The organism is Cupriavidus sp. P-10 (assembly GCF_003402535.2).
Classification (GTDB): domain Bacteria; phylum Pseudomonadota; class Gammaproteobacteria; order Burkholderiales; family Burkholderiaceae; genus Cupriavidus.
The window spans coordinates 892,060-906,504 of the sequence record NZ_AP025172.1 but is presented as its reverse complement, the minus strand read 5'-3'; the positions used below and the strand labels follow the sequence as shown (position 1 = coordinate 906,504).

General features: G+C 63.9%; 11 protein-coding genes. 4 read left to right on the top strand and 7 right to left on the bottom strand.

Going from position 1 to position 14,445, the window contains the following annotated elements; translation table 11 throughout:
• Nucleotides 1–43: 43 nt before the first annotated feature.
• The 7 genes from cax to CTP10_RS34085 form a co-directional block, all read right to left on the bottom strand.
• Nucleotides 44–1,114 (bottom strand): calcium/proton exchanger, encoded by a 1,071-nt coding sequence (gene cax, locus CTP10_RS34115; protein WP_116323154.1) that lies wholly within the window; start codon nucleotides 1,112–1,114, stop codon nucleotides 44–46.
• A 170-nt stretch (nucleotides 1,115–1,284) separates the two neighbouring features.
• Nucleotides 1,285–2,373 carry a BamA/TamA family outer membrane protein gene (locus CTP10_RS34110; protein WP_233528413.1) on the bottom strand — a complete coding sequence of 363 codons (1,089 nt, stop codon included), beginning with the start codon at nucleotides 2,371–2,373 and terminating at the stop codon, nucleotides 1,285–1,287.
• An 834-nt stretch (nucleotides 2,374–3,207) separates the two neighbouring features.
• Nucleotides 3,208–3,477 (bottom strand): hypothetical protein, encoded by a 270-nt coding sequence (locus CTP10_RS34105; RefSeq protein WP_116323152.1) that lies wholly within the window; start codon nucleotides 3,475–3,477, stop codon nucleotides 3,208–3,210.
• Between the two features lie 290 nt (nucleotides 3,478–3,767).
• Nucleotides 3,768–5,273, bottom strand: a complete 1,506-nt coding sequence (locus tag CTP10_RS34100; RefSeq protein WP_271815932.1) for a DASS family sodium-coupled anion symporter — start codon at nucleotides 5,271–5,273, stop codon at nucleotides 3,768–3,770.
• A 51-nt stretch (nucleotides 5,274–5,324) separates the two neighbouring features.
• A complete protein-coding gene (locus tag CTP10_RS34095; RefSeq protein WP_116324046.1) occupies nucleotides 5,325–6,464 on the bottom strand; it encodes a DUF3300 domain-containing protein in 1,140 nt (379 codons plus the stop codon).
• Nucleotides 6,461–7,360: a DUF2950 domain-containing protein gene (locus CTP10_RS34090; RefSeq protein ID WP_116324047.1), complete on the bottom strand. Its 900-nt coding sequence runs from the start codon at nucleotides 7,358–7,360 to the stop codon at nucleotides 6,461–6,463. Before CTP10_RS34090 ends, CTP10_RS34095 begins: the two co-directional genes overlap by 4 nt.
• 176 nt (nucleotides 7,361–7,536) lie before the next feature.
• Complete coding sequence (locus CTP10_RS34085; RefSeq protein WP_116324048.1) at nucleotides 7,537–8,979, bottom strand: anion permease; 1,443 nt, start codon at nucleotides 8,977–8,979, stop codon at nucleotides 7,537–7,539.
• Between the two features lie 107 nt (nucleotides 8,980–9,086).
• On the opposite strand from CTP10_RS34085, the gene CTP10_RS34080 reads away from it, so the two are divergent.
• The 4 genes from CTP10_RS34080 (at nucleotide 9,087) to fumC (ending at nucleotide 14,161) form a co-directional block, all read left to right on the top strand.
• On the top strand, nucleotides 9,087–9,725 hold the full coding sequence (locus tag CTP10_RS34080) for a 2Fe-2S iron-sulfur cluster-binding protein (protein WP_271815929.1): 639 nt from the start codon (nucleotides 9,087–9,089) through the stop codon (nucleotides 9,723–9,725).
• Between the two features lie 15 nt (nucleotides 9,726–9,740).
• Nucleotides 9,741–11,390 (top strand): FAD-binding protein, encoded by a 1,650-nt coding sequence (locus tag CTP10_RS34075; RefSeq protein ID WP_271815928.1) that lies wholly within the window; start codon nucleotides 9,741–9,743, stop codon nucleotides 11,388–11,390.
• A 19-nt stretch (nucleotides 11,391–11,409) separates the two neighbouring features.
• The gene (locus tag CTP10_RS34070; RefSeq protein ID WP_116324055.1) at nucleotides 11,410–12,654 is read left to right on the top strand and encodes a complex I 51 kDa subunit family protein; all 1,245 of its coding nucleotides are present in this window, start codon (nucleotides 11,410–11,412) and stop codon (nucleotides 12,652–12,654) included.
• Nucleotides 12,655–12,760: 106 nt separating this feature from the next.
• A complete protein-coding gene (fumC, locus tag CTP10_RS34065; RefSeq protein ID WP_271815926.1) occupies nucleotides 12,761–14,161 on the top strand; it encodes a class II fumarate hydratase in 1,401 nt (466 codons plus the stop codon).
• The last annotated feature ends 284 nt before the right edge of the window (nucleotides 14,162–14,445 follow it).

Sequence of the window (14,445 nt, the reverse complement as noted above, 5' to 3'; positions counted from 1 at the left end):
AGGGCATGGCAGGAAATCTCGCTAAGCAGGAAAGGCTGCTTCGCTAGCGTGGCAGGAAGAAGAAGGTGAGGGCGAGGGCGAAATAGACGACCAGGAGCTGCGTGCCCTTGAACCAGTCGGCGTGTCCATCGCTCGCCATTTGCGCCGTGACCAGCACGGACAGGACCACCATCAGAACCAAGGCGGGACGAAAGGCCAGGTCCATCGGGGCTGGCCCGAGAAAATGGCTCGTGAGTACGAGCACCGGCGCGACAAACAGTGCCACCTGGACACTCGAGCCGACCGCAATGGAGAACGACAGGTCCATGCGATTTCTCATGGCTGCGGTAATGGCCGATGCATGCTCGGCTGCATTTCCGAGTATCGCCACCACAAAGGCACCGACGAAGATGTCGCTGAGGGCGTAGTCGCGCATCATAGGGGCCAGCGCACCCACCATAATCTCGCTCATCCACGCCGTCCCTACGGTGGCTGCTGCCAGTATCGCTATCGCCCGTGCTACGGGCGAGGATGGCTGATCCTCCACGCTTTCCGGAGCAACCGCCTCTACGTCGTAGGCGCCGCGGAACAACGCGGGGTGAGTGACCAGCGAGAACACTAGGTACAGTCCATAGACGGCCAGAAGCGTGATGGAAATCCAGGCGCTGAGTCGGTATAGCACGGCTGTCGTGCCCTCTACCGCTTCGAAACTGGCAGGCAGGATCAGCGCGATCGCCGACAGTATGAGCATGGTAGCCTGGGAACGTGCGCCGCGCGGGTTGAAGCTTTGCTCGGGATAGCGGATGCCGCCTGCGAGCATCGCGGCGCCAAATACCAGCAGCATATTTCCGACAATGGAACCAACGATGGAGGCTTCCACCACCTGATAGAGGCCGGCACGCAAGGCGACAAGTGCGATGATAAGTTCAGCCGCATTGCCGAATGTCGCATTGAGTAGGCCCCCGACCGCCTCGCCCATACGCTCCGCGAGATGCTCGGTGGCATGGCTCATCCGTCCGGCAAGCGGCAGGATGGCCAGGGAGGAAGCGATAAAGATCAGAAGGTGGTGATCGGAAGCAAGAAATTCCAGGGCGATTGCGATCGGAACAAAGATAAGAAGCAAATTCATCCACATGGATTGCCTCCTTCTTCCAGTGATGAAAGTTCGTTCTCGAAAGGTTCTTTTTTCGCCTACTGGGGGCGCAGGCAAGCGGCAAAATAGCTTTCAACGGCCAACGAAGTAGTTGATCCGGCTAGCTTTTCAGTGTACTCAAATCTCGACAGGACTCAAATCGGACTCGGCATCTAGCGCCACGCACTCCCCACTTGCACATAGACGGCGTTCTGGTCCTTGCTGTGGGCAACGTCCAGCCCGACGGCAAGCCCAAGCTTTCTCGCGATCAGGTAGCGAAAGCCCGCGCCTAGGCTAACGATGTTGGGAGCGTCGGAGAAGCTTTGCCTTCCATAGGACTTGCCAAGGCCGGAAAAGCCCAGCAATGACCAGCGGGGGCGGAAATCCCAGCGTAGTTCCACCTCCGTCGAAATCGCGTTGCGGTCCTGGTAGCGCGCCTTTTTGACCCCGCGCAGGTCGACATATGGCTGGACATAAAAGGGCACGTCGCCACTGGAAAATCGCGTGTCAGCCCTGAGGCCGAGGATCAGTGTGCTGGTGAGCGGCAGCCAAGCGTACCCCCGCGCCGCATAGATGTCATAGTTGTCAGTGCTCCCGATAGCTTCGCGTGCGAGTTGGGCCTCGAATTCCGCATAGACTCCTCGGCTCGGGTAGAAAATGTTGTCGCGCGAATCGTAGTCGACCACAAGACTTGCAGCGCTGATGCGCTGGTTCCGGCCCTGTCCTACCAGATCCCCGGGCGTCTGGCCGAATTTGAAGACGGCGTTCGCATCAAAGTAGATGTAGCGAGGGCCGGCAAACCAGTGAGTATTCCCGAGACGGACAAGAAGCTGTTGAATCAGGCCTACGCCCTGCAGCGAATATGCCCTAGCCTGGTTCGCGATGCCGAAATAGTCCAGGTTTGCATCGACCTTGGCGACGCCGCCAAGGTAGCGGTACCTATCACCGTCCCAGCTATGGAAATGGCCAACCGCCGCGGCCCACGTGCCGTTCTCCGTATAGGCGCCGCCCAAGAAGGTGATATTTGGTGGCGCGCGGTCCTGGCCAAGGGATCTGGCGCGCGCCTCGCTGTCGGCGATGGATTCGGAGAAGAATAGGAGGCCAAGGCCCACGCCATAGCCCACTGCCGGCTCGGTGATGATAAACGGGACCGGCAACGCTCCCTTGTGCTCGACGAGATAGCTACTGAGGTCAAACTTCCCGTCTTCGGGATCGACAAGGCTAAGCGGGCGGTCGTCGGCCATTGCATTGATGGGCGCCATCAGCCCAGCGGCACATATCAGGCAACGCAGTAACTGTAGATACATGGGGGCGCGCCTCCTTGCCGGAGCGTTCGTATGCAGAACAGGTATTGGCCGCTTTCGCTTTCTGGCCGGGCCTGGAGAACGCGGTTGAGCGTCGGGCCATCGCTATTCCAAATGATAGAAATCGGTGATGCGAAGCGATGGCTCTCGAGAGGCTCTCGAGACCCGGCTATGCTTTTCCCGCCAGTCAGGTCGATTGGCTTGCTTTGTAAAGCCGGGCGGGTCAGGCGCCAAGGTTGCCTTCGTTGACTCATCAGGCGCGGGCGGATTGCATTCAGTTCCCAGCCGCTCTATGGTCAAAAGGCGAATAGGGCGGACGCGTCGGCATCTGGTGACGGACACCTTCGTCTGGGTGCGGATTGACGCACTCATCGCTGTCCTGGAACCACGACGCGAGTCATCGAAAGGGCGTTGCCTATCGCGACAACGCCTCGCCCGAAAAATTCGGTCGTAATGTACCCGATGCTGACAGGCGTGGCGAATTTTGGGGCCGCGCATCCGGCGGTGGGCGCGGCACCAGCGGCACCAATCGAGCCGCTGGTAGCAACCCGCCGGTCACCAGTGACCGGGCTGGCGTCCGTGATCGCGCCACCGGCGCCAACAGGATCGGCACATCCGATCGCGCGGCCGTATCTGACAGGGCCAGCACGCTAGTCGTGCCCGGGCTGCCCGAATGTCGGCCTGAGAGCGCAGTCGAGTGGCCGTAGTTGGCCGGTTTCGCATGAACAGGGCCGCGCCAGAAAGCGGCCGCACGAATACGTAGCATCGTTTCGTCGGCCAGCACCAGCCGCGCTAGTACTTGATGTCCCGTTTTTCCTGGCGGCCCTCCTGCTTCGTGTCGCGCTTGTCTTGCCGGCACTGCGAGTTGCTCTTCTGGTTTGCCGCCCGGCAGTCGATCTTGCCCGTGCGCGCTTCCTGTTTGGCAGCCTGGTTTGCGTCCCTGCCTTGTTGGCGCTGTTGCGACTGGTTGGTGGCAAGGGCAGCCCCCGATAGGGCCAGGAGTCCGGCTGCGGCCAGCATTGCGCCCGTCCCCCTCCAAAGTCCATTTCTTGATTCGACCATTTTCACCTCCTCCGTGCTGGGTAGAAACGGCGGGGTCAGTTGTCGCACAACGCCGCCTTCGCAGGCTCGTAGAGAGCCAGACTGAAGAAGCCTCCTCCGACAAAAGAAAGCATCCCTTGCCCGCAGCCGATGGTGGCACGAATGAGTGTCGACGAGAACAAATTCCCATGCGCAAGCCATTCCTCAAAGGGCGGCAATGGTTCGTGAGTGGCCGACGATCCCACGTCAGTTGCGACCCGCGTCAAGCGTCCGCTGTTTGGTGCGGATTCGGCCGCCGTTCGGCTGCGTGTTCACCAGAAGCCAAGCACTTTCCACCAGACGCTCCCGACCACGGCAAAGATCAGCAGCTCCACCACGCACATCACAAAACCGACGCGCCACCAGGTTCCCATCGTGACAAAGCCGCTGCCGAAGATGATCGGCGAGGTGCCCGTCGCATAGTGGGTCAGCGTCATCATGATCGCCGAGCCGGCCGCCATCAGCAGCATGAACGGCACCACATACGCTGGCGGTATCAGATGGACTCCGACCGTCAGGAAGGCGAGCATCATCGCACTGATGTGCGCCGTCGTGCTGGCAAACAGGTAGTGCGAGAAAACGAAGACCGCCACCAGGATCGCGGCCGTGCCGCCCCAGCCAATGCCGCTGGCCACGATCGCGTCGCTCATGCCCTTAGAGAACCACCCGATCACACCCTGCTTGTTCAGTTGCTCGGCCAGCATGATCAGCGCACCGAACCAGATCAGCGTGTCCCAGGCGCTCTTCTCGGACAGCACGTCATCCCAGTCGATGGTGCCGGTAATGATCAGCACGAACAGGCCGACCAAGGCGACCACCGTCGGGTCCAGCGTTAGCGCCGGACCGAACAGCATCGCCGGAACGTTGGCCCACAGTAGCAGCAGCAGCGCGAAGGTGAAAATCATGACCATTTCCTTCGGCGACACAGGCCCCATCTTTGCAAGCTCGGCGTGCGCGTATTCCACCGCGTTGGGTGTGGCCTTGAGCTGCGGCGGCGACAACACATAGATCACCAGCGGCATCAGCAGCATACATAGCAGGCCGGGCACCAACATGCAAAGCGCCCAGTCCGTCCAGCTCAGATGCAGATTCTGATTGGTCGCCTTGGCGATGTAGTCCACCACCAGCGGGTTCGGGGCGGTGGCGGTCACGAACATCGCCGACGAGATAGGGTTGGCGTGATAGTTGACCAACGCCAGGTAGGTGCCGACCTTGCCCTCGGTGCCCGTGGCCGGGTCGGAGTCGAATGCGTTGGCGATCGACTTCATGATCGGATGCACGATGCCGCCACCGCGCGCGGTATTGCTCGGCGTGAAGGGCGCCAGTACCAGTTCACACGTGACCAGACCGTAGCCGATGCCTATCGTCCGTTTCCCCATCAGGGAGATGAAAATCAGGCCGATACGGGTGCCCAGGCCGGTCTTCTTCACGCCGCGGGAAATCAGGATCGCCACCACGATCAACCAGATCAGCGGATTGTCGAAGGCGGTCAGCGCATCGGCGATCGCGCCCTTGGACGAGGTCGAAGTCACCTGCGACAGCGACAGGACCACGATCGCCATCATCGCCATCACCCCGATCGGCATGACCTTCAGGATGATCGCGACGATGGTTGTCAGAAAGATGGCAACCAGGCCCCAGGCCTTGGGCGTAAGCCCCTCTGGCACCGGCACCAGCAGCAGGGTGACCAGCACGGCCGTCGTGATCAGGGCGGGTCCCAGCCGGAACGGGACCACGCTATTGAAGTAGCTGAACGCCGCTTTCAGTCTTGTGAGCATCTTGCGATCCTTCCCGGAAGGGTTGGTAAGTGCCAGACGGACATGGGTTGCCTAACGTCGTCCCCCGCCACCTCGTCCGCCGCCAAAGCCACCGCCGCGCGCGCCACCGCCGAAGCCGCCGGCGCCCGAACGCAGGCTCGCGCTGCCGCGATTGGCATCACGCTGCACCGCTCTGCCGCCGCTGTCCACGCCCTGGAAGCCGTTGTCCCGGCCCCCGGCAGCATCGCGCCCGCGAAAGCCGTTGCGGCCCCCCGCATCGGCCATGCTCCTGCCATATCTCTCCCGCGTGGCATTGTCGCGATAGGCAACACCCTGGCGGTGTCGGGCGTCGTGCTGCCAGCGGCCTCCCTCGAACTTGCTGGCGTCGAAGTTGCGGTCGATGTTGCGGGCCTTGTGGTGCTCCACATGGACCCCGCCGTTGTTCCAGTCGCAGTCGCCGAATATGGCAATGGCCCCGGCCAGGCCGATGCCCCAGGCGATGCCTCCCAGGAAGGCATCGCCGGGGTAGTAGGGGCCGTAGGGCGGCCAGTAGTAGTAGGGATACCCCGCGTAGCCCCAGCCGCCGTAGACGATCGCGGGGTCGTACACCGGCACATAGATCACCGCGGGATCCGCCGGCTCGATGCGTACGATGGTCTGCGGCGCGGCTTCACCGGAGGTCACGGTGTCCACGGTCACGGTCTGCTGCGCGCCCGACTTGAGGTGGCCGGCTTGCTGCGCGCGCACGCGCAGGCGCTGCACGGCATTGAACACGTCCTTCTGCTGGGCCAGGAATGCATCGCCGAGTTTTTGCGTCCAGTCCAGCTTGTCGCCCATTGGCGCAAGGATCTGCGGAAACGCCACCAGTGACTTCACGCTGACGTCCCAGGATTCGTTCTGCACTGCCTTGACGGCGTCATCGCCCTTGAGGTTCGGATGCGCCTTGCTCCAGCGCGCGGCGAGGGCGACCTCCAGCGGGTAAGTGGACGCCATCAGGACCTGTGCCAGCAGCGGATCGGGGTAGAGTGCGATCGGCGCGACCAGCGCCTCGATTTCTTCAGCCTGGTAAGGCGCGGGCTCCTTCTGGACCTGCACCGCGCCTTCCCGGGACAGCGCCGGCGTGGCCGTACCCGCTGCGGGCGGACCGGCGCTTTCGCACCCGGCCAGCACAAGCAGGGCACAGCAGGCTGTGGTCAGGGCACGCGGGTTCATGGCGACACCTTGCGCCAGCCGGACGCCGGATCAAAGGATGTCGTTGCCGCTGCCCTAGCGGCGCTGTTGGTTCCAAGGTCGCGCTCATAGACCTGGCCCTTGTGGCTGACGATGAAGCTCATCACGCCGGTGTCCCCGTAGCGTACCGGCCAGGCCATGACCGCGAAGCCGCCGAACAGCTTGCCGTCGACGACATAGTTCAAGGTGCCGCCGTCGCCGTGTGGTCCCTGCGAGGTGAGGAGCTTGTAATGGTAGCCGTGGTAGCCCTCCTTGCTTGCATTGCGCGTGCCGGCGTCACGGAATGCCGGTCCGAGCGGGCTCGGTGGCTCGTTCGGACCGGTCGGCCAGTAGAGCCCGTCCTGCTTGCCCGGGGAACTGGAGAGCCTGCCGGCATAGACCAGCCGCTTCTCGCCATCGTGGGTCGTCTGGGCGTATTCGGTCTGCGCGTCGCAGATGGCCAGCATGGTCTGGACCACTGCGAGCTCGTTCCGTCCGATACGGCGCACGCGCATTTCCCGGGCGCCTGCCAGTGTGTCGAACTCCCAGCCATCTGCCGATTTGAGCAGAGGCACGGGCAGGGTCCATCCGTCGTCGCCGACGACGATGAACGCGTGCTTTTCCCATTGCTGCACGCGACGCGACTGCGCCCAGGCCTGGTTGAACTTGTTCCGCATCTCGGCGCCGACCGGGGGGATGACGTCGCGGAAGCTCGTGCCCAGCATGGCTCGCATGGCCGTCTCGTCGTCATTGAGAACGGCCTGGCCAAATGCCGCCATGGCCGCTTCTGGCGAGGCGAAAGCCTGGCGCGCGCAGGCATGCGTTGCACCGAGGCCGAGCAGGCAGAGGCAACTGAGCGCGGCGACCGCCCCGCGGGAAAATCTCGGTAGTCTTGCCATGTTCCAGTCCCTGAGCCTCATGATTTGCCAGCGCGCTGATCGCATGGTAAGGCGCCGACTGTAGCCAATGATGAATCTCCGACTTCGTGAAGCGTTCCGGCGCGCAGGCGGATCGCCGCTTGCGGCCGGCTCGTGACGGAGGAAAGTGTGGTGCAGCATGGATCGGACGCTCCGTTTCAGAACAAGAGCGGCACGCCGATCAACAGGAATACAACGATGTAGATGACCCCAAAGATTGCGCCAAGCCTCCAGTAATCGCCGGCGGGGAGGTAGCCGCTGCCGAAATAGACCGGGCTGGGCCCGGTGCCGTACGGTGTGAGGATGCCCATCAGGCCCAGCGTGAGGGCCAGCATCAGCGCAAACGCTTCCATTGGCATGCCGGGAATGGTGGAGCCGACGCTGAGCATGACCGGAAGCATTGCCGTCGTATGGGCGGTGACGCTGGCGAACATGTAATGCGTGAAGTAGAAGACCAGCACCAGGATCACTACCGCCGCCAGTGGCGGAAAGCCGCTCATGTGGCCTGCCATGGTGTCGGAGAACCACTTGACGAAGCCGGTCCGGCTCAGGCCGTCCGCCAGCGCGATCAGTGTCGCAAACCAGGCCAGGGTGTTCCAGGCCTGCTTGTTGGCGAGCATGTCGTCCCAGGTCACGACACCGGTCACCAGCATCAGGCCAATGACCATCAGGGCCGCAGTGGTCGCATTGACGTGCTTGTCCCCGAATATCCACAGCGCCAGGGCGATCAGCACCAGGACCCCGAGCAGAAGCTCGCGCCGGCTTGGCGGGCCCATCTTCTGGAGTTCTTGCGCCGCCCAGGCCGGCACTTCGGTGCCTTGCTTCACTTCCGGCGGATACAGCAGGTACGCGAGCAGCGGCACGGCCAGCAACAGCAGGATCCCCACGGGCGCGAAGGCCATGAACCACTGCATCCAGCTCAGGTCGACCTGGGCGGTCTTGCGGATCAGCTCGGCGGCGAGCAGGTTGGGCGCCAGCGCGGTAAGGAACATCGAACTGGTCACGCACGTGGTGGCGATCGCGGTCCACATGATGTACGACCCGATCCGCCGCGCCGACGGATCGTTCGGCTTCGAGTCATAGAGCGGCGGCAGGTTGCGGATCACGGGAAAGATCGTGCCGCCGCTGCGCGCCGTATTTGAAGGGGTGAAGGGCGCCAGCAACGCATCGGCCATCATCACCGCATAGCCCAGCGTGAGCGTCTTGCGGCCCATCGCCCGCACCAGCAGCAAGGCGATGCGCCTGCCCAGGCCGGTCTTTTCGTATCCCAGCGCGAACATGAAGGCGCCAAAGATCAGCCACACCGTGCTGTTGGCGAAACCGGAAAGCGCCCAGGCGAGGGCGGCGTTCGCCGGGTTGAAGCCAGGCTTCGCGAGCTGCTCGGGACTGTAGAACACCCATTCGCAGAAGACCGTCACGACGGTCACGGCGATCAGCCCGATGGCCGCACCGGGAATGGGCTCAAGCATCAGCCCGACAATCACGCCAATGAAGATGGCGAAGTAGAACCACGTGTGCTGTTGTAGTCCCTCCGGGGCGGGGGCCAGCGCGACCAAGATCGCTGCAATCACCGGCGCAAGCGGCTTCCACATCGTCTTCATGCGACTTCCCCTAGGCAAAGACCTTCGGTGTGCTATGGTTTTTTATATGATCTTTTCGCACATGGCGCCAGTGTGCATTTGGCGTCCCCCATACCACAGAGTGCACAATGGTACGTCTGAGCGTGGAAGGGCGGCAGCTCGAGGCACCGGCAAACTGTTCCATCCTGCAGGCCTTCCTGCACGCAGGGGAGACGCTGGTTGAAGGCGTGGGCTGCATGGGCCAGGGCGTCTGCGGCTCGTGCCGGGTCATGGTGCGGCGCAGCGGCGAGCAGGATGTACGCACGGCGCTGGCCTGCGAGACGCTGGTGGAAGACGGCATGCAGGTCGCGTTCCTGGACTACTTCACGGCGTCGGAGCGGCACGTCTATCGCATGGAGGAGGTCGGCGAGAGCTGGGAAGCCTTGCGGACGATTTCCACGGTGTTCCCCGAGGCCGCCCATTGCCGCCACTGCAGCGGTTGCGACCGCGCCTGTCCGAAGGAGCTGGCGGTCCAGCAGGGCGTGCAGTTCGCCGTGGAGGGCAAGCTCAGCGCCGCCAGCCAGGTCTTCGACGAATGTGTCATGTGCAACCTCTGCACGCTGGCCTGCCCCGAGCATATCCGCCCCAACCATCTCGGCCTGTTCGTGCGGCGCATGATCGCGGCCCAGACGCTGCGGCCCGCCAATCTCATGCTGCGCCTGCAACAGATCGAAAGCGGCGCGATGACGATCGACTTTGACGCACCAGGCGCGCAGCCGCCGCGCTGACGGGGGCAGACAAACATGCCAACCGGCATCCCATACGATGAAGCGCGCCGGCGGTACCGGCCCGGCGTCGCGACAGCGATGCGCAGCGACGACGACAGCGTCGAAGCGCTGCTCAAGGGCTATCACCCAGACCACGGTCCCAATGCGCGCGTTGCGCTGGCCGTTGGCGTGAACCGCGGCGAGCCCTGCCAGCCGGATCTTGCGCGCTGTCTGCAGGCTAATGCGCTGATTGACGATGTCGACATTGCCGGCGCCCAACTCGTCTCCACCGATGTGCTGATCATCGGCGGCGGCGGAGGCGGCTGCGCGGCAGCGCTCACGGCGGCCGGGCAGGGCGCACAGGTGATCCTGGCCACCAAGCTGCGCCTTGGCGACAGCAATACCGTGATGGCCGAGGGCGGCATCCAGGCGGCCATCGGCGAGGATGACAGTCCCCAGCTGCACTTCGAGGACACATTGCGCGCCGGTCATTTCCGCGGCGAGCCGGAACTGGTTGCGCAGATGGTGATGGACGGGCCCGATGTCATCCGCTGGCTGATCCGGCTGGGCATGATGTTTGACCAGGAAGAGGACCGGCCCTTTGGCGGCAACCTGCTGCGCAAGAAGCCAGGCGGGGCGTCGGCCGCGCGCATCCTGTCCTATCGGGACTACACCGGGCTGGAGATGATGCGCGTGCTGCGCGAGGCCGTGGACCTGGAACCGGGGGTTGCGGTGTGGAACCGCTGCCCCGCGGTCGAGCTGCTGTCCGACGAACGGGGCCGCTGCGCCGGCGCCGTGATCTACAACCTCGAATGGCGAACCTTCATGCTGGTGCGCGCGCGTGCCGTGATTCTCGCCACCGGCGGGGCGGGGCGCCTGCACCTGAACAGCTTCCCCACCTCCAATCACTACGGCGCCACCGCGGACGGCCTGGTGCTTGCCTATCGCCTCGGGGCGCGCCTGCGCGAGCTCGATTCGTTCCAGTACCACCCCACCGGCATCGCCTACCCGCCGCACCTGGCGGGCGGCCTGATCTCGGAAGCGGCGCGCTCGGCGGGCGCCCGGCTGCTCAACGGCGAGGGCGAGCGCTTTGTCGATGAACTCAAGCCCCGGGACATCGTGGCCTCGGCCATCCTGCGCGAGTGCGCGCAGGGCCGCGGCATCGAGCGGGGCGGACAGGTCGGGGTGTTCCTCGACACGCCGACGCTCGAAATGGAGAATCCCGGCATCCTCGCCAAGCGGCTGGTCACGCTGCGCCATCTGGCGCACAAGTGCGGGCAGGACGCGGCGCAGGAGCCTTTCCTGGTCTATCCGACCCTGCACTACCAGAATGGTGGCGTTGCCATCGACAAGGAAAGCGCAACGAGCGTGCCGGGCCTTTACTGCGTGGGCGAGGTTACGGGCGGCATCCACGGGCGCAACCGGCTGATGGGCAACGCGCTGCTCGACATCCTGAGCATGGGCCGGCGTGCCGGTGCCAGCGCGGCGCAAGCGGGGCGCGCTGGGATGGCCGTGCGCGCCGGGATCGGCCACGTGCATGCGTGGCAGCGGGAACTGACGCTGGCCGGCCTGCCACTGCATGTCAAGGCACCGCAGCTGTTCCCCGGTTACGCCCATTTCGATCTGCGCGACGATGCCGGATTGCGCTCCGGCGTACGCGGCCGCACGGTCGGCGGCACGCGGTGATCGACCCACGGAGCGCGCGATGGAACACCTGAATCAGGTACTCCTCAACGAGGATATCCGCGTCGGTGCGGACCTGGATGGCTGGCTTGCGCGGGGCGGCGGAGAGGGGCTGGCCAGGGCGCTGCGCGATCCGGCCACGATCATTGCAGAAATCGAACAGGCGGACCTGCGCGGGATGGGCGGCGCCGGCTTCGCGACGCATCGCAAGTGGACGCCGGTGGCCGCTGCCGCCGATGGCGACAAATACATCATCTGCAATGGCAATGAAGACGAGCCGGGAACCTTCAAGGACCGGTTCCTGCTGGAACATACGCCGCACCAGGTGATAGAGGGCGCGCTGATCGCCGCGGCCGCCACCCGTGCCAACCACGTCGTCCTGTACGTCAATCCGCACCAGCCACTGGCGCTGGACAGGACGCGCCAGGCGGTGCAGCAGTGGCAGGGGCACGCGCAGTTCGCCGAGCTGGCGCAACTGGTCGGCGGGCCGGTATCGCTCAGCGTGGTGCCGAGCTCGGGCTTGTACATCGGTGGCGAGGAGACCGCGGTCATCGCGAGCGTGGAGGGCGGGTTCCCGTTTCCGCGCCGCAAGCCGCCTTTTCCCGCCCAGCACGGGGTGCATGGCGCGCCGACGGTCGTCAACAACACCGAGACGCTGGCCCACGTGCCCGGCATCCTGCGCCACGGAGCGCAGTGGTATCGCAGCCTCGGCACCGGCAATGCGGCGGGCACGAAGCTGTATTCGCTGTCGGGCGACGTGTTGCGGCCCGGGCTGTATGAGCTGCCGATGGGCACGAGCCTGGAGACGCTGGTGTTCGGGCATGGCGGCGGCATGCTCCAGGGCAAGGAATTCAAGGCGGTCTTTACGGGCGGTCCTTCCAATACCCTGCTGACCAAGCGCGACCTCGACGTGGCACTGGACTTCGATTCAGTGCGGCAGCGGCGCTCGCGGTTGGGGACCGGCGCGATGATCGTGGTGTCGGAAGGAACCAGCATCGTCCGCAAGGTGGCCGAGTATGTGAGCTTCTTCGCCCAGGGTTCGTGCGGCCAGTGCCCGCCATGCAAGGGCGGGACCTTCCAGCTGATGCGGCTGCTCAATCGGATCGATACCGGCCGCGGCGTGCGCGCGGACGTGGAAGCGTTGGAAAACCTGTGCCGCATCCTTCCCGGCAGCGGGCGCTGCGGCCTGATCGATGGCGCCGTGACGGTGGTGAACAGCTCCCTGGATCAGTTCCGGGAAGAATACGAGGCGCTTTTGATGGCGTAAGGCCCAGAAGCCGACCCGGCCTGTCTCCTGCGAGTTCCGGAGTGCAGAAAATCTTCACCGCAGCCAGGAGAAATTGCCGGATGAGGCTATACAGCGGAGATTAACGATGACTGATACCGTAAGGATGGAGCGCGACACATTCGGCGAAATCGCCGTGCCCGCCGCGCATTTTTGGGGCGCGCAGACCCAGCGCTCGCTGCAGAACTTCAGCATTTCGACTGAAAAGCAGTCGCCCGAGCTGATCGTTGCTATCGCGTGGATCAAGCGTGCGGCGGCCGAAGTCAACCACGAACTTGGCGTGCTCGACGAGCAGAAGGCACGTGCGATTATCGAGGCGGCCGACGAGATTATCGCTGAGAAACACCCGGACGAGTTTCCGCTTGCGGTCTGGCAGACCGGCTCCGGCACGCAGACCAACATGAACCTGAACGAGGTGATTGCGAACCGCGCGAGCGAGCTCCTTGGCGGGGAGCGCGGCGAAGCGCGCAAGATCCATCCGAACGACGATGTGAATCGTGGCCAGTCGTCTAACGACGTGTTTCCGACCGCTATGCACGTCGCCGCCGCGTACGGGATCGTCCTGCGCCTGCTGCCTGCACTAAAAACGCTGCGTGTGACGCTCGACCAGAAGTCAAAGGCGTTCGCAGACATCGTGAAGATTGGCCGCACGCATCTACAAGACGCGACGCCACTCACCCTCGGCCAGGAGTTTTCCGGCTACGTCGCTCAGCTCGACCAGGGGATCGCGCATGTCGAATCGGCGCTGCCGCATCTCTATCAGCTCGCGCAGGGCGGCACCGCGGTCGGAACCGGGCTAAACGCTCATCCGCAGTTCGCGGACAAGGTCGCCGCAGTGATCGGTAAGCTAACGGGCCTTCCATTCGTGTCCGCTCAGAACAAGTTTGAGGTAATGGCCGCCGCCGACGCACTCGTGTTCGTGCACGGCGCATTAAAGACAGTCGCCGCCAGCATGATGAAGATCGTTAACGACATCCGCTGGCTCGCGAGTGGCCCGCGCTGCGGCCTAGGGGAGCTGTCGATTCCGGAAAACGAGCCGGGCAGTTCAATCATGCCCGGAAAGGTGAACCCTACGCAGTCCGAGGCGGTGACGATGCTGTGCTGCCAGGTATTCGGCAACGACGTCGCGGTGAACTTCGGAGGCGCGAGCGGCAACTTCGAGTTGAACGTGTTTCGGCCGATGATTGCGCACAACGTGCTGCAATCTGTCCGCCTGCTCACGGATGGTGCGCAGAGCTTCAACGATCACTGCGCGGTCGGCATTGAGCCAAACCGCGCACGCATCGACATGCTGCTCAACGAGTCGCTCATGTTGGTGACCGCCCTGAATCCTCACATCGGTTACGACAAAGCCGCACAGATCGCTAAGAAGGCGCACAAGGAAGGCACGACGCTGAAAGCGGCCGCACTCACGCTCGGCTATGTGACCGAACAACAGTTCGACGAATGGGTGCGCCCGGCCGACATGGTCGGCAACCCGCCCCGATGAACAGCGCTCGAGAAGGCCTGCCACGCGAACGCGCGGCAGGCCTTCCCGCGCGGGTGCTTCCTGCTATGAGGAACGGAGCGAGGGCGATCTTGGTAATGCTTGCAGGTAAGGTGCGGAAAAATGCTGAGCAGCGTGCCGATAATGGACGCGGCACTTTTCCGGCGCTCAGTCCATGTCAAGTTGACTCCGATGATGGACCACGGGCAACTTCTGGCATGCGGCCTGCTCAATGCGGCCATCTCACGGCGCGGTGATTTCCTGCGGTCCGTCAGCGGGGGAGTTGC

What these genes read in the sequence shown, in the direction of transcription:
- CTP10_RS34100 (WP_271815932.1), bottom strand. Translation starts at nt 5,273, where the DNA reads ATGCTCACAAGACTGAAAGCGGCGTTCAGCTACTTCAATAGCGTGGTC.
- fumC (WP_271815926.1), top strand. Translation starts at nt 12,761, where the DNA reads ATGACTGATACCGTAAGGATGGAGCGCGACACATTCGGCGAAATCGCC.
- CTP10_RS34070 (WP_116324055.1), top strand. Translation starts at nt 11,410, where the DNA reads ATGGAACACCTGAATCAGGTACTCCTCAACGAGGATATCCGCGTCGGT.
- CTP10_RS34105 (WP_116323152.1), bottom strand. Translation starts at nt 3,477, where the DNA reads ATGGTCGAATCAAGAAATGGACTTTGGAGGGGGACGGGCGCAATGCTG.
- CTP10_RS34090 (WP_116324047.1), bottom strand. Translation starts at nt 7,360, where the DNA reads ATGGCAAGACTACCGAGATTTTCCCGCGGGGCGGTCGCCGCGCTCAGT.
- CTP10_RS34075 (WP_271815928.1), top strand. Translation starts at nt 9,741, where the DNA reads ATGCCAACCGGCATCCCATACGATGAAGCGCGCCGGCGGTACCGGCCC.
- CTP10_RS34085 (WP_116324048.1), bottom strand. Translation starts at nt 8,979, where the DNA reads ATGAAGACGATGTGGAAGCCGCTTGCGCCGGTGATTGCAGCGATCTTG.
- cax (WP_116323154.1), bottom strand. Translation starts at nt 1,114, where the DNA reads ATGTGGATGAATTTGCTTCTTATCTTTGTTCCGATCGCAATCGCCCTG.
- CTP10_RS34095 (WP_116324046.1), bottom strand. Translation starts at nt 6,464, where the DNA reads ATGAACCCGCGTGCCCTGACCACAGCCTGCTGTGCCCTGCTTGTGCTG.
- CTP10_RS34110 (WP_233528413.1), bottom strand. Translation starts at nt 2,373, where the DNA reads ATGGCGCCCATCAATGCAATGGCCGACGACCGCCCGCTTAGCCTTGTC.
- CTP10_RS34080 (WP_271815929.1), top strand. Translation starts at nt 9,087, where the DNA reads ATGGTACGTCTGAGCGTGGAAGGGCGGCAGCTCGAGGCACCGGCAAAC.